Below are 22,366 nucleotides of genomic sequence, written 5' to 3' on the forward strand. Positions count from 1 at the left end.
AGTGAGCGAACTTGAAAATCTCCGAAAAACGATGGCTTCCCGGAAGCTCGCTGGAAATAGGGGTGTTTGGCTTGGGGTGTTCACAAGTGGGTGGCCTCTACCGGGAGGTGTCCGCGGATCAGGCGACGCAAACGCTGCAAGCCGCTTGGAATCGGGGAATCCGTTACTACGATACGGCCCCCTTTTATGGATACAGCCGCTCCGAACGCCGGGTCGGCACTGAGTTAGCCGAGCGCCCGCGAGCGGATTTTATCTTGAGCACTAAAGTCGGTCGGCTGCTGCGCGCGGATGGTTCAGTACGCAATGGGGACGATGGCTGGGCCAATCCGCTGCCTTTCCGGCCAGTGTACGACTATGGATATGACGCAATCATGCGCTCTTATGAAGATAGCCTCCAACGTCTAGGAGTCTGCCGGATAGACATCCTGTACGTGCATGATATCGGGCGGCTTACCCATGGCGAACGACACCAGTTTCACTGGGATCAGTTGACCAGAGGCGGCGGCTTTCGGGCGCTCGAAAGCCTGCGTGAGGGCGGAGCGATTGCGGCCATTGGTTTGGGCGTGAACGAATGGGAGGTCGTGCAAGACAGCATGAACGAATGCCAGCTGGACTGCACATTGCTGGCCGGACGCTACACGTTGCTTGATCAGCAAAGCCTCGCACCACTGATGAACAAATGCTTGGGACAGGGCAATTCAATTGTCGTCGGTGGCGTATTCAATTCAGGCATTCTTGCCGGCGGCACGCACTTTGATTATGGCGAAGCGCCCGCCGCGGTGATCGCGAAAGTCCAAGCGCTGAAAACAGTCTGCGAAGAGTTCGAGGTGCCCCTGCCTGCGGCAGCGTTGCAGTTTCCCATGGCGCATCCCGCGGTGGTGTCTTGTGTGGTGGGTACACGCACGCCGCAGCAACTCGACCGGAGTATCGCGTGGTTCGAGCAGGACATCCCAGAGGCTTTCTGGAAGACGCTTCAAGCGCGCGAGTTGATCGATGCTGATGCGCCACTGCCCCAAGGTGCCCTATGACGCTTTGCATCGACGCCCATCAACATTACTGGCGCCTCGACAGCGGCCATGGGGATTGGCCCTCGGCGGACCTGGCCCCAATCTTCAAGGACTTCACGCCTGACAACTTGATTGGACACCTGCGCGAATGCGGCATCGATGGAACCGTCGCCGTTCAATCGAACCCTCACTTGGGCGATACACATTTCTTGCTGGAGTTGGCTGATCGACACGACAGCATCTTGGGTGTAGTGGGGTGGATCGATCTGACGTCAACCACTGCAGTACGGGAGATAGCACGCTTGGCGGGGCACCCCAAATTCAAGGGCGTGCGTGCCATGTTGCAAGCGCTGCCGGCCCACAATTGGATCGAGGATGGCCAGATTCAAGCCGCTTTAGATGCACTTGTAGAGCACGATCTCAGTCTTGATGTCCTGGTTTTGCCCAAGCACCTTGACGGGGTAGTGGCCATGGCCGAGCGTAATCGTGCATTGAGGATCGTGATAGACCACGCGGGAAAGCCGGATATCGCGAGTCGGCAGACCGAACCCTGGTCCCGTGACCTCCAGCGTCTGGCAGCGCTGCCCAATGTGTACTGCAAGCTGTCGGGCCTGCTCACTGAAGCCGCGCAAGGCGACGGTGCCCAGGCACTGCAACCCTACATGGATAACGTCCTCGAGTCATTTGGTACACGGCGGGTGATGTGGGGCAGCGATTGGCCCGTGATCAATCTTGCTTCGGATTACTTCGCGTGGTGGGCGATGACTCGCAAGTACCTGGATGAACATGAGACTCGATCGATACGCGAGGGCACCGAATTGATCATGGGTATGAACGCCTGTCTTGTTTATCGGATCGATTGCGCTCGCCCTGCGCCCGACCAACAACTGGACACTGACCCGGCCTGCCCAAAATGAGATATTGCCAAGTACTCGATCTCAAGGATGACCCCGCGCTGATCGCGGAATATGAAATTCATCACCAGGCGGTGTGGCCTGAGGTGTTGAATCATTTGCGCCTGGCGGGTGTGGAAGACATGACCATCTGGCGCTATCAAAATCGCTTGATCATGCTTTTGGAAGCAGGCGATGACTTCTCTTTTGAGCGCTTGGCGGCCATGGAAGGCAGCAACCTGAAAGTGCAGGAATGGGAACAACTGATGTGGCGCTATCAGTGTGCAATGCCAGGATCCGTAGAAGGAAAATGGCAACTGTCCAAGGAGCTTTTCAAGCTAAGCACAGCATTGCTCTCCTGCGACGGTGTCCAACAACCGCGAGTGTAAATAGCAGTCTGTAGGGGGCTGTCTGCGAAGAATGAGACAGCCCCGCGGCGATTACTCTGGTTTGCGGCATCTGGCCCCGAATTGCCGCGCTCGCAGACATTCGATTTCAAAGCGCAAGTCGGGAATGTCCTGAAAGTTCGCCTCCGGCAGGCTTCGGCAATTCCACTCGAACACGAAGCGCAATCATCAGAGCCGCCAGCAGCATCACCGCGCCTGCGATGATGAACACGCCCATTACGCCGCCAAAGCCGAAGACCAACCCACCGAGCGCAGCGCCCGCGGCGATTGACGACTGCACCGCGGCGACGACCATCCCGCCTGCGGTTTCGGCTTGATCCGGAACCGCGCGGGCCACCCAATTCGACCAGGCAACCGGCACTCCGCCGAAAGCCAGGCCCCAGAGGGCGACTGCAAGTGCCAGTCCCGGTGCCTGGAGAGGAAGCGAGATCATGGCAAACGCGGCCACGGCTACCAAGGCCGGCATAAGGATCAATGTCAGGCGCAAGCTACGCTCCATCAGCCAACCCGCCACGAGTGTGCCAACGAAATTGGCGGCGCCGAAGCCCAATAGGATTAAAGCCAGGCCATCGGTGTCGATGGGTACAACGCTTTCAAGTGCCGGGCGGATGTAGGTGAACAGTGCGTATTGACCTGTGTGCGCGAGCACGCATCCGAGCATGCCAATGGCAATGCCGGGACGGCGGAGCAATTCCAGCACGGAGGCTGTGCGTGCCATTTTCCGAGGCGCCATGCGGGGTAGGGTGAACCATTGGAAGATCAACGTCAGCACCCCGACCGCCGCTGCCGCGTAAAAGGCACTGCGCCAGCCGAAGAGACCGCCCAAGTAGCTGCCCAGCGGAACGGAAACCACTGTTCCCACGGCGATGCCGCTGAAGATGATGGACAGCGCCCGGGGCACCCATTTCGCCGGTACCAACCGCATGGCCACGGCAGCCGCCATGCTCCAGAACCCGCCCAACGCGATGCCAAGCAGCACTCGCATCAACAACAGGACCACCAGACTCGATGACATGGCCACCAGCAAGTTGGAGGCAATCATCAGCGCGGAGAAACCGAGCAAGACGGTGCGCCGGTCAAGCTTGCGAGTAAGACCAGGCACCAAGAGCCCGGCAAACAACGCAACCACGGCGGTGACGGTCACGGCCTGTCCGGCCATCGCTTCGGAGACGCTCAAGTCCGAAGCCATCGGCGTTAGCAAACTGGCTGGAAGGTATTCAGCCGTCAGCAGGCCAAAGACGCCCATGGCCAGGGAAAAAACCGCCGTCCATGCCGGGGCCGCCGGCTCTGCTCCAGTGACGCTGCCAGGTGCGGCATCAAACGCATTGCTACTCATCTCAAGCATCCTTGGAAAGTGATCGTGAGACACACTCTAGGGCTGAGCGTCAGGATGATCTATGATGCTAACTCTTAGTCTTTTGATCGAAACACCTAACATGACTGAATCAGCACAATTCGCTCTGTCTTCTGAGCTGATTAGCGAACTGCTCACGGGAATGCGGTTGCGCGGTGTTCAGTACCGCCGTGTTCAAACGGGTCCGAGCTTTGGCTTGGGTTTCGAACACAAATCGGCCCATGCCTACTTTCATTATCTGGCGGTGGGTACGGCCATCCTGCGTACAGGCGATGGCGCGATACATCACCTCTCGGCAGGTGACGCGGTCTTGGTGCCGCAAGGCCATGGGCACGAACTGCTATCCGCCGTGGATGTCACGGTCCAGCCTATCGACCAACTTGATGCCGCCCCCTTGGGCGAGGCTGTCAGCGGTGTGAACACTTGTCCGAGCACACTTTCCACGCCCAGTACGATCCTGTTCTATGGCTGCATGGAGTTCGACCTTGGCGGCATGCGGGCGTTAGGCAAGCTGATGCCGAATGTCATGGTGGCGGACACCGGTGGTCAACGTTATCCAGGGCTGGGAACGATACTCGACTCGATCAAGGGTGAGATCTGCGCCGGACGCATCGGGTATGCCGGGATCATGGCTCGGCTTGCGGAAGTCGCTGCCTCCTTGTTCGTACGGGGTTGGGTCGAGCAGGGTTCGGAAAATGCGCAAGGGCTCATGGCTGCGCTGCGAGATCCGCGCCTGGCACGCTCTATCCTTGCGTTGCATCGCCAACCCGGGCGCGAGTGGACGGTGGCCGAGCTGGCGGCCGAATCCCATGTTTCGCGCTCCGTGTTCGCCCAACGGTTCCAGGCCACCATTGGCGTACCTCCATTGCGATACGCGACCGAACTGCGGATGCGGATCGCCAGCCAATGGCTGACGCAGGACAACCTGTCGATCGATGCCGTCGCACAACGCTTGGGCTATACCTCACAAGCGGCATTCAGCCGTGCATTCAAGCGCATCAACGGCCAGCCACCAGGGGCCAGTCGACAGACACGTCGAAGCAGTGAGCTCGCGGAGTGAATGGCGCCAGGTAGGTCCGGCCGACTGCAACGGCATTGACGATGAGCCCCTGGCTGCTGGTTTGAAACCGATCGAGCTTCGCTCTGGCCTGGCCGATTGTGCCTCGCAGGCTTTCTCCTGATTCGATGCAACGAATGTCGTGTGGTGGCCTCATATGAAAACGAGCGGCGCCTCGGTTGGAGAGGGGCGACTGCGGTTTTTTCCATGACGGAGGTGATTGTGTCCATGACGGCAGCCGAGAAAAATCATGTCGACTGGCTGGTCGAACAATCGATGCTCAATGCTGCGAGGAAGCGCGCCAAGCTCTACTCGGGCCAGGGCCGAATGTGGCAGCAGCCCTATGCGCATACTCGGCCTCGCGATGCCTCGGCATTGGCTTCGGTGTGGTTCACCGCGTATCCGGCCTCCATCGTTACCGGCGAAAATGGCACTGTGCTTGAAGCGCTGGGGGATGAAACCTTATGGCATGCTCTGTCGAGAATCGGTATCCAGGGCATCCACAATGGCCCTTTGAAAAGGTCCGGTGGCCTTTCGGGCACTGACTACACACCTACGATCGACGGCAATTTTGACCGCATCAGTTTCGAGCTCGACCCGCAATTGGGTACCGAGGCGCAGTTGCAAGCATTGACCCGAATGGCCGCCGCGCACAATGCGGTCGTCATCGAGGATGTCATCCCGTCTCATACCGGCAAAGGCGCGGATTTTCGTTTGGCCGAGATGGCGTATGAAGATTATCCGGGGCTCTACCACATGGTGGAGATCCGCGAGGAGGATTGGCCGCTGCTGCCCGACATTGCCGAGGGGCGCGATGCGCAGAACCTCACCCCGCAGCAGGTCGACGTTCTGCGGGACAAGCACTACATCGTCGGGCAGTTGCAACGGGTGATCTTCTTCGAACCAGGGGTCAAGGAAACCGATTGGAGTGCGACACCGGTGGTGATGGGCGTTGACGGCAAGCCGCGCCGTTGGGTCTACCTGCATTACTTCAAGGAAGGGCAACCTTCGCTGAACTGGCTGGACCCGACCTTTGCCGCTCAGCAGATGATCATCGGGGACGCGCTGCATGCCATCGATGTCTCGGGGGCGAAAATCCTGCGTCTGGACGCCAACGGATTTCTTGGCGTCGAGCGCAAACTCGAGGGTACCGCCTGGTCCGAAAGCCATCCGCTATCGATCACCGGAAACCAGTTGCTCGCTGGAGCGATTCGCAAGGCCGGCGGCTTCAGTTTCCAAGAGCTGAACCTGACCGTGGACGATATCGCCGCCATGTCCCATGGAGGGGCGGATCTCTCCTACGACTTCATCACCCGACCCGCCTACCAGCACGCCTTGCTGATGGGCGACGCCGAGTTCCTGCGCTTGATGCTGCGGCAGATGCACACCCTCGGCATCGATCCAGGCTCGCTGATTCATGCGTTGCAGAATCATGATGAATTGACCCTGGAGTTGGTGCACTTCTGGACCCTGCACGCGCACGATACTTACCTCTATCAGGGCCAGACCTTTCCCGGCAGCATCCTGCGCGAGCACATCCGCGAGCAGATGTACGAACGCCTCACTGGCGAGCATGCGCCTTACAATCTGAAATTCGTCACCAACGGCGTGTCCTGCACCACCGCGAGCATCATCACCGCAGCGCTGGGGATTCGCGATCTCGACACCATTACGACGGCGGATATCCAACAGATTCGCCAGGTTCATCTGCTGCTGGTGATGTACAACGCGATGCAACCCGGCGTGTTCGCATTGTCTGGCTGGGACCTGGTCGGCGCATTGCCGTTGCCGGCCGAACAGGTCGAGCATCTGATGGGCGACGGCGACACGCGCTGGATTCATCGCGGTGCCTACGACTTGGTGGACCTCAACCCTGATGCGGCATTGTCGGCCGGCCAGATGCCACGTCCGAAGACCTTATACGGCAGCTTGCCAAGCCAGTTGAAAGATCCGGATTCGTTCGTCTCGCAGCTGCGCAAAATCCTCGCTGCGCGCCGTGCCTATGACATCGCCGCCAGTCGCCAGATATTGATTCCGGACGTCGAGCATCCGGGACTGCTGATCATGGTTCACGAATTGCCGGCCGGCAAAGGCACGCAAATCACCGCGCTGAACTTCGGTTCGACCCCGATCACTGAAACCCTGCACCTGCCCAATATCGCACCGGGGCCGGTGGTCGACATCATCAATGAGCGGGTCGAAGGCGACCTTACGCCTGAGGGCGAATTCACCATTACGCTGGATGCGTTCGAAGGGTTGGCGCTAAGGGTGGTGAGCAGCTCACCGATGATCTAGGGCTTGGGAAAGCGAGGTGGTTGATCGCTCAACCACCCAGCCATGCCATAAGATCTGGTCAGACTTAGTCAAGGCTTTGTCTATGCTCTGCTCCGTCACCCATGGGGGAGCAGGCCTGGATAACCTGCAGCCTTGAGGCATCCCCTACGCTGATCGGAGCTGAGCTTCGATCGCTGCCTTGTCGATGACCGACCAGACCTCGCGAATCCTGCCGTCCTCGAACCCGTAGAAGACGTTTTCGGCGAAGGCGATGCGTGCCCCATTCACCGCCAGGCCCAGAAACTCCCCAACCGGCGTGCAATTGAAGGCCAGGCGAGCCGCCAATTTAGGTGGGTCGATCACCAGGAATTCAATTGCAAAGCGCAAGTCAGGGATCGCCCGATAATCCGCTTCCAGCATGCTTCGATAGCCATGCAATCCTAATGGTCTCGCGTTGTGAACCACATCCGGGTGCACGAAATGACCCAGATTTTCCCAGTCCTGCGCGTTCAGGCAGGCGATGTAGTCGCTATAAAGATCGGCGAGGTTCGAGGTCATGGGGTGATTCTCCTCCGCATGTCTGTTCTTGCCTTTCTGCGATCTTAGCGAGTGTCAGGCTGACAGCAAAGTCAGGCTCACCCTTGGGACGAAACGCGAAGATAACTGCGTAAACGGTACCCGAACACTACCTTGATCTATTGTGTGTAGTGAAAAGCATTCATCACGGGGGGATTATGTTCGAAGGTTTCCAGCTGGAAATGATCAGCTTGCCCGAGGCGACTTTGCGCGTTCGTTACGGTGGCTCTGGCCCGCCGTTATTGTTGCTTCATGGTCACCCCCGTACCCACACCACCTGGCATAAGGTTGCACCGCTGCTGGCCAGATCTTTTACGGTGGTCTGCCCAGACTTGAGAGGGTTTGGCAGGTCCAGTAAGCCGACGAACTCTCAAGGCTACGAAGCTTTTTCGAAGCGAGCGAAGGGCCGGGATTGCGTGGCGCTCATGGAGAGCCTTGGGTTCGATAAGTTCTACTTAGCGGGCCATGACCGAGGCAGTTACACTGCTTTTCGCGCAGCGCTAGACCATCCGTCACGGGTGCTGAAGTTGGCCATTCTGGATGGCGTGCCCATCCTGGAAGCGCTTGAACGATGTGGGGCACGGTTCGCGTCCAAATGGTGGCACTGGTTTTTCTATGCCCAGCCTGACAAGCCAGAAAGGGCCATTCTCGCGAATCCAAAGGCTTGGTACGGGGGAGACGCAGAGGCTATGGGGCAAGAAAATTATGAGGACTTTCAGGCCGCGATTCACGACCCCGAAACCGTGATCGGGATGCTCGGTGATTACCGCGCAGGAATCGAGCTGGACCATCTGCACGACAAGGAAGACCGCCAGGCTGGTCGCAAGCTTCAATGCCCGCTCCATGTTATTTGGTCGTTGCAGGATGATCTGGAGGAACTCTATGGCGATGTGCTTGCGGTTTGGGCGCCGTGGGCAGAACAGAAAGTCACCGGTGCCGGCATTGACAGTGGTCATCACATCGCCGAAGAGGCGCCGGTCGAGTTGGCTTGCGCATTGGAGGCTTTTTTCTCCGGGCGATGAGTATTGTGACCGGCCGGCGAAAAGCTCAATGTGACCCAGGCAACGGCAAAAGGCCCGCATGCGCGGGCCTCGTGTTGCCAATTGCGTTTATTGCGCAGCTTTTTCGATCAGGTTTGCCACCACCTTCGGGTTGGAAACCATCACCACATGGGAGGCGCCTTTAACCACGACGGTCTGCTTGGAGTGCGCACGCTCCGCCATGAACGCCATGGCCTGAGGGGGAATGTTCTTATCCTTGTCGCCGTACACGAACCAGGACGGAATGGTTTTCCAGGCAGGATCCGTGGCAGCTTCGTTCAGCGCGGCGACGGTGATGGGACGTTGGCCAGCCGCCATCAGGCGAGCTTCAGCCTCAGTAACATCGGCTGCGAACTGATCGTGGAATTTATCCTGTTGGATGTAGAGATCCTTGCCGCCATCAGCCAGCTCGACCGGGGTCGACAAGGCCGAGGCGAGGGTGCCGCCCGGGAATCGTCCAGACAGTTCTGCCGCGGTCTCGCCAGCTTCCGGGGTGAACGCTGCTACATACACCAGGCTCTTCACGTTCTGATTGCCATATGCCGCCTCGCTGATCACCGCACCGCCATAGGAGTGGCCGACCAGAACCACCGGTGTCTTGATGTTCTTGACGATGCTTGCCACCGATTGTGCATCACTGCTGACGCCACGCAGCGGGTTCGCCGCCGCGATGACCGGATAACCGTCCTTTTCCAGAATCTTGACCACGCCGTTCCAGCTCGACGAGTCGGCGAAAGCGCCATGGACCAAGACCACGGTGGGTTTGACGTCAGCTGCGTTTGCAAAACCAGTGGCTGCGAAAGCGGTGGCGAAGGCCAGGCCAGAAAGAATCTTTTTCATGAGTAACTACCTGTAAGAGAAGAAAAGGGCGGTTGCCAGATTTGGCTGCTGTGTTGCGCGGTAACTGTTTGCGCGCTAACCAGTTGCGATAAAGTTATCGTCTAAAATGTTTGCGCGCAAGATATTTTTTAAGAATAAATTCAAGATTTGTATAAGTGATTGTTTTTAATTAAATTTTTTGAGGGTGCGAGGTGAGGGCATCAGGGGCACTTTGCCTAAGGGCATATAGGCGTTGCGACGGCGATTGGAGAAAGAGGGGCCGCCGCTTCTGAGGCGGCTTACGTTCTCTCCTCCCTATGACCGATTACGAGGCTACGCGGTTTTTCCCCCCGCGCTTGGCCTTATACAGCGCGGCGTCCGCTGCTTGCAGCAATAGGGCTTGATCGGTCCCGTTACGCGTCGTCGAGGCCACGCCAAAGGATGCGGTAACGCTGAACGTCTGCATTCCATCCGTAGGGCTCATGCTTTCCAGCGAATCCCGGATGGATTCGGCTCGCAGGAGAGCGTCTTCAATGGAGCAATCCGGCAATATGACGATCAGCTCTTCTCCACCAAACCGGCAGGCGACATCGGTGGCTCTGATTGACTTCATGATCAAGGATGCCGTGCTTCGCAATACCGCGTCACCCGCAGCATGACCATGGATGTCGTTCAGTTTTTTGAAGTTGTCCAGGTCGAGCATGATGACGCTCAGGTCCGCTGCGTCTCGAGTGGCTTTGGAGAGTTCGCGCTTGAGCGTCTCCTCCATGAAACGACGGTTATACAGACCCGTCAGCGGATCTTTAATCGACTGGACTTGCAGGACCTGGCGCATCCTGCCGTTCGCCAGCGCTAGCGCGGTTTGCTCCGCGGCAGCTTCCGCAAACTGGCGGCTGATTTCCTTATCGCTATTCCCGCCAGCATGCTGGATATGCAAGAGCCCCAGTGTTTCTCCGTAGGCTATCAGCGGCAGGCACCAGTGAATGTCGCCATCGTCGAACTCTGATTTGTCTGAGTAGTGGGCGCAACGCAGCTCATGACGATGTTCAACCACATGGGGATGGCCTCGCCGTATGGCCCAACAGTCTTTGGGGCCGATGAGGACATCTGATTGAGCCTCGACGTGGCCCCAGCTTGCAGCCGGTTGCAAAGCATCAGCCGAATTGCGGTACAGGTACAGCGTTCCACTACTGCCTTCCAGCAACTGTTGGCAGTAAGTGCTGACCAGCTGGAGCGTCTCCTCTTGGCTCATCTCGGTCTGGAGTAGGCGGGCCATTTCTGCGAGCAAGCCTATTTCTGCATTGCGCCGCTTAAGGTTTTTCAGGCTTTTGCCCAGTTGGGTGCTTGAAGAAAGCGCGCTAGCCGTCGATTCGGCTTGGCGCTTTATGGTCTGACGCATGGACACGTAAATGAAACGGCCCAGCACAAGCGTAAGCAGGAAGCTTGCGATGGAAACGGCGACGGCCCAACGCAAGTTGGCGTTGAGCTGGTTGTCCAGAATAGCCACTTCCTCGACTTCTGCTTGAATCAGCTCGCCTCCCAGGTTGCGGACCTGGTCCATGAGGTGCTTGCCGTTACCCGTAGCGATTTCCGCCACCGTCGCAGCAGCACCCTGGGTGCTGCGCAGCTTGATCACCATGTCCAGGTGGTCCAGCTTGAGTGCGGACTTCTCGATGAAGCCCTCCACCTTGGCAATTTCAGCGGACGAATCGTTTCGATAGTTCTCACGAAGCTGCTTGATCGCGCCGGGAAGCTGCGACGTGGCGAGGTAATAAGGCCGCAGAAATGTCTCCATCCCCGTTAATGCATACCCGCGCTCGCCCGTCTCCGCATCCACGAGCAAACTTTGCACCGTGCGAATGTTGTCCAGCTGCTTTTCTACCAGGTTGCGTTCGTTACGCGTCTCATTCGTCCAGAACAGGGTAAACGGACCTACTGCGGCCGTGACGGACATGACCAACGTGGCAGTAGCTGCTGCAAGGAGAAGTCTGGGTGTGCGATGGGGCATCGTCAGCTCCAATGGGATTCACATCTTTATCGGCAAGTAAGGTTAATGGCGTAGGTGTATCACGCTAAAACCGTTCGACGGTCAAAAGATTGTTTATCCGCTGAGAAGACGCGCGGCTTTACGCGGCTTGACGAATTCGTCCCTGGCGGGTGGTGGAATCTACGCATTTTAGCCGGAAAGGCCAGGTATACCTATCGTACCGATCAAGGTGAGCGTCTGGGGACCGGCCTATAGTGCTTCAGAAACTTCGGCCCGCGCCGATGCAAGTGGTGTCGGCTACAGTTCCTTGTACCCGCAGGGATCTATCACGACCGCCACGGAATATTGATCATGACGAAACGCCCTCCGTTCCAATCGCTCGGCTGCGCCGAATGCCGCAACCATGAGGCGTTGGGGTTTGATTTCACCATGGCCTTCCAGCCTATTTTCAACGTGCGGACACGTGCTGCATTTGCGTATGAAGCGTTGGTCAGGGGCATCAACGGCGAATCGGCTGGCTACATTCTGGGGCTTGTGAACGACAGCAACCGCTACCGATTCGACCAGGCTTGCCGGGTGAAGGCCATCGAAGAAGCCGCAAGGCTGGGGCTGCTGGACATTCCCGATTGCTTGCTGAGCATCAATTTCCTGCCCAACGCCGTATACCGGCCAGAGACGTGTATCCGGGCCACCCTTGAAGCGGCGCGCCTGACCCATTTCCCCCCAGAGAGGCTCATGTTCGAAGTGACCGAAGGCGAGAAGGTGGTAGACCCTGATCACCTCAAATCGATTTTCGTGGAGTACGAGCGTCAGGGTTTCATTACCGCCGTCGACGATTTTGGCGCGGGCTATTCGGGCCTTAACCTGCTGGCCATGTTCCAGCCGCAGGTGCTGAAGATTGACATGGCACTGACCCGAGACATCGATCGAGACTCGGTCAAACAAGCGATCGTCGAAGGCATCATCCTGGTCGCCATGCGCCTGGATATCCTGGTCATCGCCGAAGGTGTCGAGACCCGTGAAGAAAGCTCGACGCTGTTAGGCATGGGGATCGAACTGATGCAAGGCTATCTGTATGCAAGGCCCGCGGTCGGTCATCTCCCGGCTGGATGCTTTGATGACGGTGTGCGGTAGAGGCGGGCTCGACTCCAGAGATTCGCTACGGCAGGAGCGCTCCAGTTATCCAAGAAATCCGTGAGTATGTCTGTGGATAACCGCGCTGATGCCAGGTAGGCAAAGGGTTTCAACGGACGCTCAAAAAATGTACAGGCAGGTTGGCATCACTCCCCGCCGTAAGCCATTGAGTTCAGGGGCGTCAGCGGAGGCAGGCGACAGGTAGCCCTCAATCGCTTGAGTCACGAGATGGACAGCCAGTGGTGATCGTTGCTGCGATCAAATACGAGCAGGCCCCGCAAAGTGCGGAGACTGTCCGAATGACTCGATCAGCAGCTCTGTAAGCATTCGTATCTTCCGTGCCGGATGCTGGCCTGGGGGACGGACCACGTATACACCTGCCGGGGGTGGTGGATAGCGGGTCATGATCGGCACGAGCGCCCCTGAGTTCACATGTTCATAAGTCAGGCAGTCCGGTAGGTACGCGATGCCGAGTCCCGCGGTGGCGGCGGCCACGAGGGCTATGCCGTTGTCCGCCTTGAAGCGGCCCTGCGGACGAGCCGTGATGACCTTGTCACCCACCATGAATTGCCACGCTTCGGTACCCTGCAGAAGAGCCTCGTGGGCAATGAGCTCGTCCGGCGTCTCTGGTGCCCCATGCGCTTTTACGTAGCCTGGGCTCGCGACGAGCTTTGTGTAGATCGGGCCGATTTTCCTCGCAATCAAATTGGAATCCGGGAGATACCCGACGCGTATCGCGCAATCGAACCCCTCGTCGATCAGATCAACGAAGCGATCGCTGTAGCAGGTCTGGATATGAAGCTCGGGATGACGGTGGGCCATTTGCGCGAGCATGGGCGCGAAATGGGTAGGGCCAAAAGACAGCGGCGCCGCGACGCGTAAGCGACCGCGCAGGGCGCCGGTCGGCAGGATCGTTTCTCTGGCTGCCTCGATTTCGGCGCAGACCCTGGCCGCATAATCTCGGAACGTGGCCCCGGCTTCGGTGAGGGCGGCCCCGCGGGTGGTTCGTGCAAGCAACTGGATGCCAAGTTCCGCCTCAAGCCGGGCGAGCCTGCGGCTGACGATCGATTTGGATACCCCAAGCCGGAGCGCCGCAGGCGAAACGCCCCCGGCGTCAGCCACTTCCACGAATGTTTGCAGCTCTTCCATATCCAAGGCAGCGTTCCTCTTTGTGCGACACAGCTAGCCGCCTGTTGCGACTACTGCGTCGAAAATGGCAACAGCATAATCCTCGCTTCCGGGCAATGTCGCCAGTGGCGCATGTTGTCTGGAAACACCCAGTCCACTGACAACATCAGTAGACACTTCGTCAAGGCCATGCCCGTCCATCCGAGTGCGCGCTGGCTTTCTGGCACCGTGTATGACAACTGAGAAAAGGACCAGACAATGACAAGCGAGACTATCCGCAACCCCCATACCGACCACCTGTTGTCGCCTGAGAATTGCGCGCTGATCATCATCGATTATCAGCCGATCCAGGTCTCCTCGATTCGCTCGATGCCCCGTGACGAGCTCGTGTTCAACATCACCAGCGTTGCCAAGGCGGCCGTCAACTACAACCTTCCTATCATTCATTCGACGGTCAACGTCGCGACCGGTCGCAACAAACCGCCGATCCAAGCGTTGCAGGACGTGCTCGGCCACCTGCCGACTTACGACCGCACCTCGATCAATAGCTGGGAGGACACTGAGTTCAAGCAGGCAGTCAAGGGCGTCGGCCGCCGCAAACTCATCATGACCGCGCTCTGGACCGAAGCCTGCCTGACGTTCCCGGTACTGGACGCGATCCAGGAAGGCTATGAAGTGTATGTGCCGGTCGATGCGGTCGGTGGCACGTCAGTCGCCGCGCACGAGGCAGCCCTTCGACGAATCGAGCAGGCGGGTGCGAAACTCATCAGCCGTGTGCAGATGTACTGCGAGCTCCAGCGCGACTGGGCACGGGAGTCGGCTGTCCCGGGCTTTATGGGTGTCTTCGAAAACTTCGACGGTTTTAACGCCGAGAAGGCGCTGTAGAAGGCGCCCTGGCGCAACTCACAAAACTGCAAACAGGATGGGGGTGGCGCTTGCGAAAGTCGCCATCTTCATTCTTGACGCGGGCGGTGAGCCAACCTGATTGTCGGACTCGATGTGGTGTCGTTTTGATCTGGGGATCGCAGTTCAGATGTTCCTGGTGTGCAGGTCCTCGGCCGACGGGTTACAGAACGTTTGACCGAACGCCAAGTGGCTAACTAGAGTGGATAACCGTACGGCTGCCGACTGCCCTGGACATCCAAATGAACGACCTATCCCTGCTGCTTGCCTTCATCGCTGCCGCGTCAGTGCTCACGGTGACCCCCGGCGTGGACACCGCCATGGTGCTTCGCGCTACAGCGACCGGTGGTCGACGGTCGGCGGTGATGGCTGCTATAGGTATCGTGCTCGGGTGTCTGGTGTGGGGAGCCGCGGTATCACTGGGCCTCGGTGCCCTGTTGCAAGCTTCGGAGTGGGCTTACCTTGCGCTGAAAATTGTCGGTGCCGCGTATCTCGTCTGGTTGGGTGTAAAACTGCTGCTGCGACCCAGGACAACGCTGCAAGGGCAGGGGAACGAGAATATGGCGGCCTCGGCGCGTGGCGCCTTTGTTCGCGGTTTATTAACGAACCTGCTGAACCCCAAGATAGGTGTCTTCTACATCACGTTCCTCCCCCAGTTTGTCCCGAGTGGCGCGAGCGTGGCCAGTTACTCCTTCTTCCTTGCGGTGTTACACGTGCTGTTGACGCTGGCCTGGTTCGGCATTCTGGTAGCGGCTACGGTGCCGCTGAGCAACTTCCTGAAGCGCCCGGCGGCCCTGAAGGCGCTTGACCGACTCACGGGCGGTGTTTTTGTCGCGTTTGGGCTCAAGTTGGCTGTTTCCAATCCGGCTTGAGCCGAATGCTGCACTGCATGTCGATGGGGTCTTAAATGTCATCGACGGCTTGGGGGCGGGAATCGGCCCGCCACGGTGGAAGAGCCCCTTCGAAAAGTGAAAAGGCTCGATGCAGGAAACGGTTGAAGCGAGCGGCATCATGCCGCAGCCCAGCCTGTTGACCGCCAATCAGGCACAGATGGGCCACCTGACCAATCACTTCCGCTTCGCCAGGCATAGGGACCAAGCGGCGACACGACTGTATCGCGAAGTCCAGTCGTCTTGTGTCAACGCGTTGCTGAAACTCGCTTACCAATGGATCGTGCAGCGACCAGGCCCGGATGGAAACCTCCCGCCCAGGTTGTTTCTGCGCGGCAATGCTCAAGTAGCGTTTCAAGATTTCGCCCGCGCTGCGACCCTGGGCCGCATAAGCGAGCATGCGCTCCGTGTAGTCTTCTTCCCAAGCGGTCAGCAAGGTGCGGACAAAGTCTTCGCGATTGCGGAAATGGTGATAGAACGATCCGCGGGTCACCTCCAGTCGGCGCGATAGACTCTCGGCGGAAACGCCAACATGCCCTATTTGGTCGAGGGCCTCAAAACCAGCCGCGATCCAATGGTGACGAGTTAGTTTTTTCACCCGTTATTTCGCTCCAGAGTGAGTGCCATACAGACTGTGTATGGTGCACAACCGGTTGATACGCTGCGAACACCCGCAAAGATGGCCGTTGCGTTTAGCACGCCAGCACTTTTCATGGAGTTCGCCTTGAAGAAAATCGTTCTGGTTGCTTTCGACCAATTCACGGATATCGACCTGTTCCTGATGTGGGACATTCTAGGCCGCAACACTGAGGACTGGCACGTCCGAATATTGGGTTCCAGTGCTGTCGTGCGGTCGGCGCACGGTCTGCCTGTTTCGGTGCACGGTCCGCTTTCCGAGGCCAATAGTGCCGACGCGGTATTGTTCGTCAGCGGCAAGGAAGGGGTACCCGCTGCACTTGCCGCCCCGGATTTCCTGCCGTCGTTTGAACTTGACGCCAGGCGCCAGCGGATCGGCTCCATATGTGCCGGCGCTTTCATTCTCGAACGGCTCGGGCTGCTCAGCGGCCAGGCAACTACACACCCGGATGCACGATCGAGCTTGCAAGCACTGGGGCTCGAGCCCGTGGATCAGCCTCTTGTATGCCAGGGAAACATTGCAACCGCGGGCGGATGCCTTTCGGCGCTCTATCTGGTGGGATGGTTGGTTGAATCCTGGTTCGATATCGATAAGCGCCGTGCGACATTGTGCCCTGTTCTGCCCGCTGGACAGCAAGCGCACTATGATGCCTTGATCGGGCTCAGTATCCGACAAGGAAAAGTGGGCGCCTCAACAACATCCAGCCACTTCTAAACCAGGCACGCACCCACAGGGCGACAAGGAACGTTTCACGACAAACCATCGCAACCAGAAACGCGACATGGCATGTCGTCCAATCAGTCGTCAGCACTCAGGAGAGATCCCCGATGCCCCGAGAATTTGAGCTCATAATGTCCGTGCCAGTCCCTTCGAGGTCCGGCATCACCCACCTTTACAAGTCGATGGACCTGGCGGACGCTTTTGCGATTCGGCTCCCGGCGGGCACATCCAGCGATCCGGATTTGCTGGCTCGCTTCATCCTCTCTCACCAGCCATCCTGGATCGGCTGGCTGATGAAAGTCCGAGACATTGCCGTTGCTTGTTTTGGTCTCAAGACAGCCAGACATCTGGCATCACTTGCTCATCGGATTGGACCCTTCAAGGTCTACAGCACCAACCAGACTGAAATCGTGTTGGGAGAGGACGACAAGCACCTCGACTTCCGGCTATCGATCCTATGTGCTGGGGAGACAGAGCCAGAAGGCAGTCGCCAACTCGTTTTTTCAACCGTGGTCCAGTGCCACAACCGACTAGGCCGGGCCTACATCTTCGTTATTGCCCCATTTCACCGCTTGGTTGTCAGGGCCAGCCTGCTGCGTGCAGCGCGCGTCGGTTGGCCCCTGGCTACCTGCCCCTGAGGCGGATCAACCCGTACTTCTCTCGGTATCTATCCGCAATCAGCTTACGAGATGTTCGCGCTCTGCGTGATGTTGCGCGGGGGAGGCGCGTTACCTTCGCTGTTGCCAGGCGCGGATTTTGTCTTCCTGGCATCGGTCACCTGATAAGCAATTGCCAACCAAATGAACCACCCTGGCATGACCAGCAAGGCAATACGAGTGTCAGGTCTCAATGCCAGCAGACAAAGAACAAAGCCCAGAAACGCCAGGGAAAACCACGCCATTGGCACGCCGCCGGGCATTTTGTAAGCCGATTTGGCGTGCAGCTCAGGTCGCTTTTTGCGGTAGGCGATATACGAGGCAAGGATGGTCGACCAGGTAAAAATCACCAGGATGGCCGATACAGTAGAAACAATGGTGAATGCGGTCATCACTTCAGGAACGATGAAAAGCAGCAACACGCCCACCAGCATTAGCAATGTGGTGAACGCCAGGCTCAGCAGAGGCACGCTATTGCCCGACAGACGTCGGAAAATCCCTGGGGCGTTGTCCTGATTGGCCAGGCCAAACAGCATGCGGCTAGACGAAAATACGCCACTGTTGGCCGAGGAAGCGGCAGACGTCAGCACCACAAAGTTGACGATGCCTGCTGCTGCGGGAAACCCGGCAACCAGGAACAGCTCGACGAAAGGGCTTTTGCTGGGCGAAACCTGTTGCCAGGAAGTCACTGCAATAATGCAGGCCAGTGCCAGCACATAAAACAGGATGATTCTCAGCGGAATCGAGTTGATGGCTTTCGGCAGGGTCTTCTCAGGGTTACGGGTTTCGGCGGCTGCGGTACCAATCAGTTCGGTGCCGGCAAAGGAGAAGATTGCCATCTGGAAACCGGCAAAGAAACCGAACAGACCGTTGGGAAAGGCGGCTTGTTTATCCAGCAAATGGTTCAGAGAGGCAGTGACACCGCTGGGTGAGACAAAGGAGCTGGCAATCAGCACGAGGCTGACGCCAATCAGGGTGACGACGGCAATGATCTTGATGATCGCGAACCAGAACTCTACCTCACCAAAAAGCCTGACCGTCAGTACATTCAATGCGAACAGTGTCATCAGCATACCGATGGCCGGTATCCAGGCAGGTACATCGGGGAACCAATACTGGAAAAATCCGCCGACAACGACGGCGTCGCCTATCACCGCAACGCTCCAGCTCAGCCAATACGACCAGCCAAGAAAGAATGCCGCGCGTGGGCCAAGGTAGGCACCGGCAAAATCTGCGAAGGTTTTGAAGTTCAAATTGGAGAGCAGCATTTCGCCCATGGCACGCATGACGAAATAAACAAACAGACCGATGATCATATAGATGAGGATGATCGACGTGCCAGAGAGGGCGATGATCTTCCCGGAACCCATGAACAGGCCCGTACCGATGGCACCTCCCATGGCCATTAATTGAATGTGACGGTTGCTGAGCGTGCGCTGCAGCGCGGGCTGTTCAGTCAGCCCTGATGGGATTGATTTCATTACAAAACCTCTTGATTTTATGTTTTTGAGTTTTGGCAGAAAGGTGGATGTCTTGTGTACTTGTTAGGGATGCAGCGGCTATTGACGGTGGTGGCTTGCGGACGGCGAGATTTGCCGCGTACTCGCAGGGGGGAGTTGCCCCTTGGCACTCTGCTCAGGGGCATCACCTATGGCTTTCAACTCACTGCGCGCGGGCGTGAAGGGGCGATCGCTGGTTGCCGGTCGAGAATTTGGTAGAGGTCTTTTATGTTGGCGGGTGTCGGCACCAGATGGATGCGCTCACCGATTGCATGCTCCTGCGCCAGGTCCAGCACGTAGCGCAGCGACGAAAAGTCTTCGAGGGCAAAACCCACCGAATCGAACACGGTGACCTGTGCGTCGTTCTCGCGGCCCTGGATTGCGCCCTGAACAATCCGGAAAAACTCGACGACAGGGAAGTCGGCTCCCAATTGCTGGATATCACCCTCGATCCGGGTCTGAGGTTCAAACTCAACGATGACCCGGGCATTGCGCAAGATCTCGGCGTGCAGTTCGGTTTTCCCCGGACAGTCCCCACCTACGGCATTGATATGCATGCCGGGTTCGATCATCTCGGGCGTCAGAATCGTTGCATAGGCTTTATCGGCGGTGACCGTGGTGACGATGTCTGCGCCCTTGACCGCTTCCTGTGCAGAGCTGGCCAGAATCACCTCGAGATCCGGGAATGCGGACAGGTTGCGCTTGAGCTTGAGCGAGGCGTCACGATCGATATCGAATATCCGCAGTTCCTTGATAGAGAGCATTTCATGGAAGGCGAGGGCCTGGAATTCGCTCTGGGCGCCATTGCCGATGATTGCCATGCTGCTTGCATCTGGACGCGCCAGGGACTTCGCGACCAGGGCCGAGGTCGCTGCGGTGCGTACCGCGGTGGTCAGCGTCAGTTCGCTGAGCAGGGTTGGATAACCACTGTGGACATCGGCCAGGACACCGAAGGCCATGACTGTCAGCAGGTTGCTTCGACCGTTGTCCGGATGACCATTGACGTATTTGAACGAGTACTGCTGGCCATCGTCGGTCGGCATCAACTCGATCACACCGTTGGCCGAATGATTGGCGGTGCGGGGCGATTTATCAAACTGCGCCCAGCGTGAGTAGTCAGCTTCGATGTAATCGGCCATTTCGCGGATTGCCCGGCGGATGCCCACCGTGGCGAACAGGCGTGCGGCATGATCGACGTCTATAAAAAGAGTCATGTTTTTATTCTCCGGTTCAGTAGTAGAAACATTGCGGGGCAGGGGACGGTTCAGGTGCGCTTGCTCTCGAAACCATGCAGCACATTGACCGCATTGATTCCAATTTCATCGACCATATAGCCGCCCTCCATCACGAACAGAGTGGGGCAGCCCACACCCGCTATCAGCTCGCCGATGCCGATGAAATCTTCGCTTTCCAGCAGGAAGTGGCTGATGGGGTCGTCCTTGAACGTGTCGACGCCGAGTGAAATGACCAGCACTTCAGGGGCGAATTGCTGGAGTTTCTTGCAGGCGTGGAGCAGGGCATTGCGATAGCTTTCCCAGGTGGTGTTTTTCGGCAACGGGTAGTTGAGGTTGTAACCTTCGCCGTGGCCGGCGCCGACTTCGTGACTGAAACCTGAGTAGTACGGATAAGACACCGTGGGTTCGCCATGCAGCGACACGAACATGACGTCGCTGCGCCCGTAGAAGATGTTTTGAGTGCCGTTGCCATGATGGAAGTCGACGTCCAGTACCGCGACACGTTTCGCGCCTTGAGTGATGGCCTGTTGTGCGGCAATGGCAGCGTTGTTGAGATAGCAATAGCCGCCCATGTATTCACGTGCTGCGTGATGCCCGGGCGGGCGGCACAGGGCGAAGGCACTGTCGTGGCCTTCATCGATCAGCGCCAGGCCGGTGAGGGCGATGTCTGCGCTGGTCTTTACCGCTTGCCATGTGGTCGCAGTAATCGGGGACCCGGCATCCATGGCGAAGAAACCGAGTTTTCCGTCGATGAAAGTCGGGACTTGATCGTTGGACAAATCGCGCACTGGCCATACCAGCGGCAAGGCATCGTGAGTACGCCCAGTCGCACACCATTGTGACCATGCGCTTTCAAGGAAACTGACGTAGCGCTCGCTGTGCGCATTGACGTAACACGCCCGGTCAAATGCTCGTGGTTCGACGATCAGGCCAAGACCTACCTGCTTGACCCGATCACGGACAGTATCGGCCCGGCTGGGTTGTTCGAATGACGGCTTGAGTACGCCGTCTTTCAATTCGGTGCCATGGTGCAAACGATGGGAATCACTGAAAACTGTAAACATTCTGCGCATCCGTCAATTTGAATCAGTGCAAATATTCTGTTCCGCTACGGGGGCGCTTTCTTTGCTTTATATTCGTGGTCTGCTAGATTTTTCGGATGTTTTTGCTCAGGAATTGCGAAATGCAGAAAAAATCATCCAAGCGTATCAGCCTCGACGAGACTGACTTGGCGATACTCAAGTTGCTGCAAGATGATGCGAGCATTTCCAACGCCGAGCTCAGTGAGCGCCTGTCGTTAAGCCTTACGCCTTGCTGGCGACGGCGTAAGAGGATGGAGGAAGCGGGCGTGATCAAGGGCTATCAGGCCAACCTTGATCGCCGAATGCTGGGGTTGGATATCATGGCGTTCGTGCACATCCGTTTTTCCACCCACGCCGATCATGCGCCTGACGCCTTCGAAGCGGTGATTGCGCAATTGCCTGAAGTGTTGTCTTGTCACAAGATCACCGGGGATGCCGATTACGTGCTGCAAGTGCTGGCAGAGGATCTTGATAGCTACAGTGACTTTATCGAGCAGGTACTACGGCGCCAGGTGGGTATTGCCTCTATCCAGTCCAGTCTGGCCTTGCGCGAGGTCAAGACCAGCAACCGCATAGCAATACCCAAATCCAGCAGGGACTAAAGCTTGATGCCGCGCTCGCCCATCCAGATGTTGTAGCCGGCGTGACCGTGTGGGGGCGCTCAGTTGGCTGAAATCCTCCACGGCCGCGAGCGAAGCGGGCTCGTTGCGACTATGCTCATTGCCACTGCAGGCAATGTATGGGTTTCAGTGATCGGCCGCCAAGGGAAGGAGTCTGTATGTGTCTGGTTCTACATGTCCGGTTCCATTGTTGGAATGACCGAATGAGCAATCTGGTAACAGGTGTCCATCGGCGCATTTTGATCCCTGGGCGACCCATCGTCAGTTCGTGAGCATTTGCGTGAGACTTTTAGTCTGGCCGTTAAAGGCCGCTCGACTACGAGCTCAAGTTGAATACCTGCTCCAATTTCACAGGGACGACGATCTCCAATCTGCAGGCCGACTTCTCCAAACCAGATCAAACAGTCGATCCAGGCTGTCGGCAGGTGCAGGTGGATTACTTTTGGTA

21 protein-coding genes are annotated in these 22,366 nt (G+C 57.7%); 12 read left to right on the forward strand and 9 right to left on the reverse strand.

Features of this window, described 5'->3' with window-relative positions:
* Positions 1-11: 11 nt before the first annotated feature.
* The 3 genes from AB7M32_RS16090 to AB7M32_RS16100 are packed head-to-tail and all read left to right on the forward strand — an operon-like array spanning position 12 to position 2,289.
* On the forward strand, positions 12-1,028 hold the full coding sequence (locus AB7M32_RS16090) for an aldo/keto reductase (RefSeq protein WP_454250518.1): 1,017 nt from the start codon (positions 12-14) through the stop codon (positions 1,026-1,028).
* Positions 1,025-1,924 (forward strand): amidohydrolase family protein, encoded by a 900-nt coding sequence (locus AB7M32_RS16095; protein ID WP_454250519.1) that lies wholly within the window; start codon positions 1,025-1,027, stop codon positions 1,922-1,924. Before AB7M32_RS16090 ends, AB7M32_RS16095 begins: the two co-directional genes overlap by 4 nt.
* Positions 1,921-2,289: an L-rhamnose mutarotase gene (locus AB7M32_RS16100; RefSeq protein ID WP_454250520.1), complete on the forward strand. Its 369-nt coding sequence runs from the start codon at positions 1,921-1,923 to the stop codon at positions 2,287-2,289. The genes AB7M32_RS16095 and AB7M32_RS16100 overlap by 4 nt, the downstream gene beginning before the upstream one ends.
* A 106-nt stretch (positions 2,290-2,395) precedes the next feature.
* Here the strand turns inward: AB7M32_RS16100 and AB7M32_RS16105 are convergent, their stop codons facing one another.
* Complete coding sequence (locus tag AB7M32_RS16105; protein ID WP_454250521.1) at positions 2,396-3,643, reverse strand: MFS transporter; 1,248 nt, start codon at positions 3,641-3,643, stop codon at positions 2,396-2,398.
* A gap of 100 nt (positions 3,644-3,743) precedes the next feature.
* Between AB7M32_RS16105 and AB7M32_RS16110 the strand changes: the two genes are divergently transcribed.
* Both AB7M32_RS16110 and treS read left to right on the forward strand, forming a co-directional pair.
* Entirely contained in the window at positions 3,744-4,721 is a 978-nt protein-coding gene (locus AB7M32_RS16110; protein ID WP_454252148.1) for an AraC family transcriptional regulator, read from the forward strand.
* 225 nt (positions 4,722-4,946) lie between these two features.
* Complete coding sequence (gene treS, locus AB7M32_RS16115) at positions 4,947-7,013, forward strand: maltose alpha-D-glucosyltransferase (RefSeq protein ID WP_454252149.1); 2,067 nt, start codon at positions 4,947-4,949, stop codon at positions 7,011-7,013.
* A 144-nt stretch (positions 7,014-7,157) separates the two neighbouring features.
* On the opposite strand, the gene AB7M32_RS16120 is transcribed toward treS, so the two are convergent.
* A complete protein-coding gene (locus tag AB7M32_RS16120) occupies positions 7,158-7,550 on the reverse strand; it encodes an ester cyclase (protein ID WP_454250522.1) in 393 nt (130 codons plus the stop codon).
* 176 nt (positions 7,551-7,726) lie between these two features.
* Between AB7M32_RS16120 and AB7M32_RS16125 the strand changes: the two genes are divergently transcribed.
* Entirely contained in the window at positions 7,727-8,590 is an 864-nt protein-coding gene (locus AB7M32_RS16125; RefSeq protein ID WP_454250523.1) for an alpha/beta fold hydrolase, read from the forward strand.
* Between the two features lie 87 nt (positions 8,591-8,677).
* Here the strand turns inward: AB7M32_RS16125 and AB7M32_RS16130 are convergent, their stop codons facing one another.
* Both AB7M32_RS16130 and AB7M32_RS16135 read right to left on the reverse strand, forming a co-directional pair.
* Positions 8,678-9,448 carry an alpha/beta fold hydrolase gene (locus AB7M32_RS16130; protein ID WP_454250524.1) on the reverse strand — a complete coding sequence of 257 codons (771 nt, stop codon included), beginning with the start codon at positions 9,446-9,448 and terminating at the stop codon, positions 8,678-8,680.
* 304 nt (positions 9,449-9,752) lie between these two features.
* Positions 9,753-11,435: a diguanylate cyclase gene (locus AB7M32_RS16135; RefSeq protein ID WP_454250525.1), complete on the reverse strand. Its 1,683-nt coding sequence runs from the start codon at positions 11,433-11,435 to the stop codon at positions 9,753-9,755.
* A gap of 330 nt (positions 11,436-11,765) precedes the next feature.
* Between AB7M32_RS16135 and AB7M32_RS16140 the strand changes: the two genes are divergently transcribed.
* Positions 11,766-12,548: an EAL domain-containing protein gene (locus AB7M32_RS16140; RefSeq protein WP_454250526.1), complete on the forward strand. Its 783-nt coding sequence runs from the start codon at positions 11,766-11,768 to the stop codon at positions 12,546-12,548.
* A 258-nt stretch (positions 12,549-12,806) separates the two neighbouring features.
* Here AB7M32_RS16140 and AB7M32_RS16145 read toward each other — a convergent pair whose 3' ends face one another.
* The gene (locus AB7M32_RS16145) at positions 12,807-13,703 is read right to left on the reverse strand and encodes a LysR family transcriptional regulator (protein ID WP_454250527.1); all 897 of its coding nucleotides are present in this window, start codon (positions 13,701-13,703) and stop codon (positions 12,807-12,809) included.
* 231 nt (positions 13,704-13,934) lie between these two features.
* Between AB7M32_RS16145 and AB7M32_RS16150 the strand changes: the two genes are divergently transcribed.
* Both AB7M32_RS16150 and AB7M32_RS16155 read left to right on the forward strand, forming a co-directional pair.
* The gene (locus AB7M32_RS16150; RefSeq protein WP_454250528.1) at positions 13,935-14,561 is read left to right on the forward strand and encodes a hydrolase; all 627 of its coding nucleotides are present in this window, start codon (positions 13,935-13,937) and stop codon (positions 14,559-14,561) included.
* 260 nt (positions 14,562-14,821) lie between these two features.
* Complete coding sequence (locus AB7M32_RS16155) at positions 14,822-15,451, forward strand: LysE family translocator (RefSeq protein ID WP_454250529.1); 630 nt, start codon at positions 14,822-14,824, stop codon at positions 15,449-15,451.
* 31 nt (positions 15,452-15,482) lie between these two features.
* On the opposite strand, the gene AB7M32_RS16160 is transcribed toward AB7M32_RS16155, so the two are convergent.
* Positions 15,483-16,067 (reverse strand): TetR/AcrR family transcriptional regulator, encoded by a 585-nt coding sequence (locus tag AB7M32_RS16160; RefSeq protein ID WP_454250530.1) that lies wholly within the window; start codon positions 16,065-16,067, stop codon positions 15,483-15,485.
* 126 nt (positions 16,068-16,193) lie between these two features.
* Between AB7M32_RS16160 and AB7M32_RS16165 the strand changes: the two genes are divergently transcribed.
* Entirely contained in the window at positions 16,194-16,820 is a 627-nt protein-coding gene (locus tag AB7M32_RS16165) for a DJ-1/PfpI family protein (RefSeq protein WP_092169080.1), read from the forward strand.
* A gap of 113 nt (positions 16,821-16,933) precedes the next feature.
* Positions 16,934-17,464, forward strand: coding sequence for a DUF2867 domain-containing protein (locus AB7M32_RS16170; protein ID WP_092168832.1), 531 nt, complete (start codon positions 16,934-16,936; stop codon positions 17,462-17,464).
* Between the two features lie 44 nt (positions 17,465-17,508).
* Here the strand turns inward: AB7M32_RS16170 and AB7M32_RS16175 are convergent, their stop codons facing one another.
* The 3 genes from AB7M32_RS16175 to AB7M32_RS16185 all read right to left on the reverse strand — a co-directional run bounded on the left by AB7M32_RS16175 (position 17,509) and on the right by AB7M32_RS16185 (position 21,280).
* Positions 17,509-18,963 carry an amino acid permease gene (locus AB7M32_RS16175; protein ID WP_092168829.1) on the reverse strand — a complete coding sequence of 485 codons (1,455 nt, stop codon included), beginning with the start codon at positions 18,961-18,963 and terminating at the stop codon, positions 17,509-17,511.
* Between the two features lie 176 nt (positions 18,964-19,139).
* A complete protein-coding gene (locus AB7M32_RS16180) occupies positions 19,140-20,195 on the reverse strand; it encodes an ornithine cyclodeaminase (RefSeq protein WP_092168826.1) in 1,056 nt (351 codons plus the stop codon).
* A 50-nt stretch (positions 20,196-20,245) separates the two neighbouring features.
* Positions 20,246-21,280 (reverse strand): histone deacetylase family protein, encoded by a 1,035-nt coding sequence (locus AB7M32_RS16185; RefSeq protein WP_092168823.1) that lies wholly within the window; start codon positions 21,278-21,280, stop codon positions 20,246-20,248.
* Between the two features lie 119 nt (positions 21,281-21,399).
* Between AB7M32_RS16185 and AB7M32_RS16190 the strand changes: the two genes are divergently transcribed.
* Positions 21,400-21,900, forward strand: a complete 501-nt coding sequence (locus AB7M32_RS16190) for an Lrp/AsnC family transcriptional regulator (RefSeq protein WP_092168820.1) — start codon at positions 21,400-21,402, stop codon at positions 21,898-21,900.
* Positions 21,901-22,366: the final 466 nt, after the last annotated feature.

Source organism: Pseudomonas sp. R151218B TE3479 (genome assembly GCF_053629195.1).

Coding starts and splice junctions, on each gene's coding strand:
- AB7M32_RS16095 (WP_454250519.1), top strand. CDS start 1,025: ATGACGCTTTGCATCGACGCCCATCAACATTACTGGCGCCTCGACAGC.
- AB7M32_RS16100 (WP_454250520.1), top strand. CDS start 1,921: ATGAGATATTGCCAAGTACTCGATCTCAAGGATGACCCCGCGCTGATC.
- AB7M32_RS16105 (WP_454250521.1), bottom strand. CDS start 3,643: ATGAGTAGCAATGCGTTTGATGCCGCACCTGGCAGCGTCACTGGAGCA.
- AB7M32_RS16110 (WP_454252148.1), top strand. CDS start 3,744: ATGACTGAATCAGCACAATTCGCTCTGTCTTCTGAGCTGATTAGCGAA.
- treS (WP_454252149.1), top strand. CDS start 4,947: ATGACGGCAGCCGAGAAAAATCATGTCGACTGGCTGGTCGAACAATCG.
- AB7M32_RS16120 (WP_454250522.1), bottom strand. CDS start 7,550: ATGACCTCGAACCTCGCCGATCTTTATAGCGACTACATCGCCTGCCTG.
- AB7M32_RS16125 (WP_454250523.1), top strand. CDS start 7,727: ATGTTCGAAGGTTTCCAGCTGGAAATGATCAGCTTGCCCGAGGCGACT.
- AB7M32_RS16130 (WP_454250524.1), bottom strand. CDS start 9,448: ATGAAAAAGATTCTTTCTGGCCTGGCCTTCGCCACCGCTTTCGCAGCC.
- AB7M32_RS16135 (WP_454250525.1), bottom strand. CDS start 11,435: ATGCCCCATCGCACACCCAGACTTCTCCTTGCAGCAGCTACTGCCACG.
- AB7M32_RS16140 (WP_454250526.1), top strand. CDS start 11,766: ATGACGAAACGCCCTCCGTTCCAATCGCTCGGCTGCGCCGAATGCCGC.
- AB7M32_RS16150 (WP_454250528.1), top strand. CDS start 13,935: ATGACAAGCGAGACTATCCGCAACCCCCATACCGACCACCTGTTGTCG.
- AB7M32_RS16155 (WP_454250529.1), top strand. CDS start 14,822: ATGAACGACCTATCCCTGCTGCTTGCCTTCATCGCTGCCGCGTCAGTG.
- AB7M32_RS16170 (WP_092168832.1), top strand. CDS start 16,934: ATGCCCCGAGAATTTGAGCTCATAATGTCCGTGCCAGTCCCTTCGAGG.
- AB7M32_RS16175 (WP_092168829.1), bottom strand. CDS start 18,963: ATGAAATCAATCCCATCAGGGCTGACTGAACAGCCCGCGCTGCAGCGC.
- AB7M32_RS16180 (WP_092168826.1), bottom strand. CDS start 20,195: ATGACTCTTTTTATAGACGTCGATCATGCCGCACGCCTGTTCGCCACG.
- AB7M32_RS16185 (WP_092168823.1), bottom strand. CDS start 21,280: ATGTTTACAGTTTTCAGTGATTCCCATCGTTTGCACCATGGCACCGAA.
- AB7M32_RS16190 (WP_092168820.1), top strand. CDS start 21,400: ATGCAGAAAAAATCATCCAAGCGTATCAGCCTCGACGAGACTGACTTG.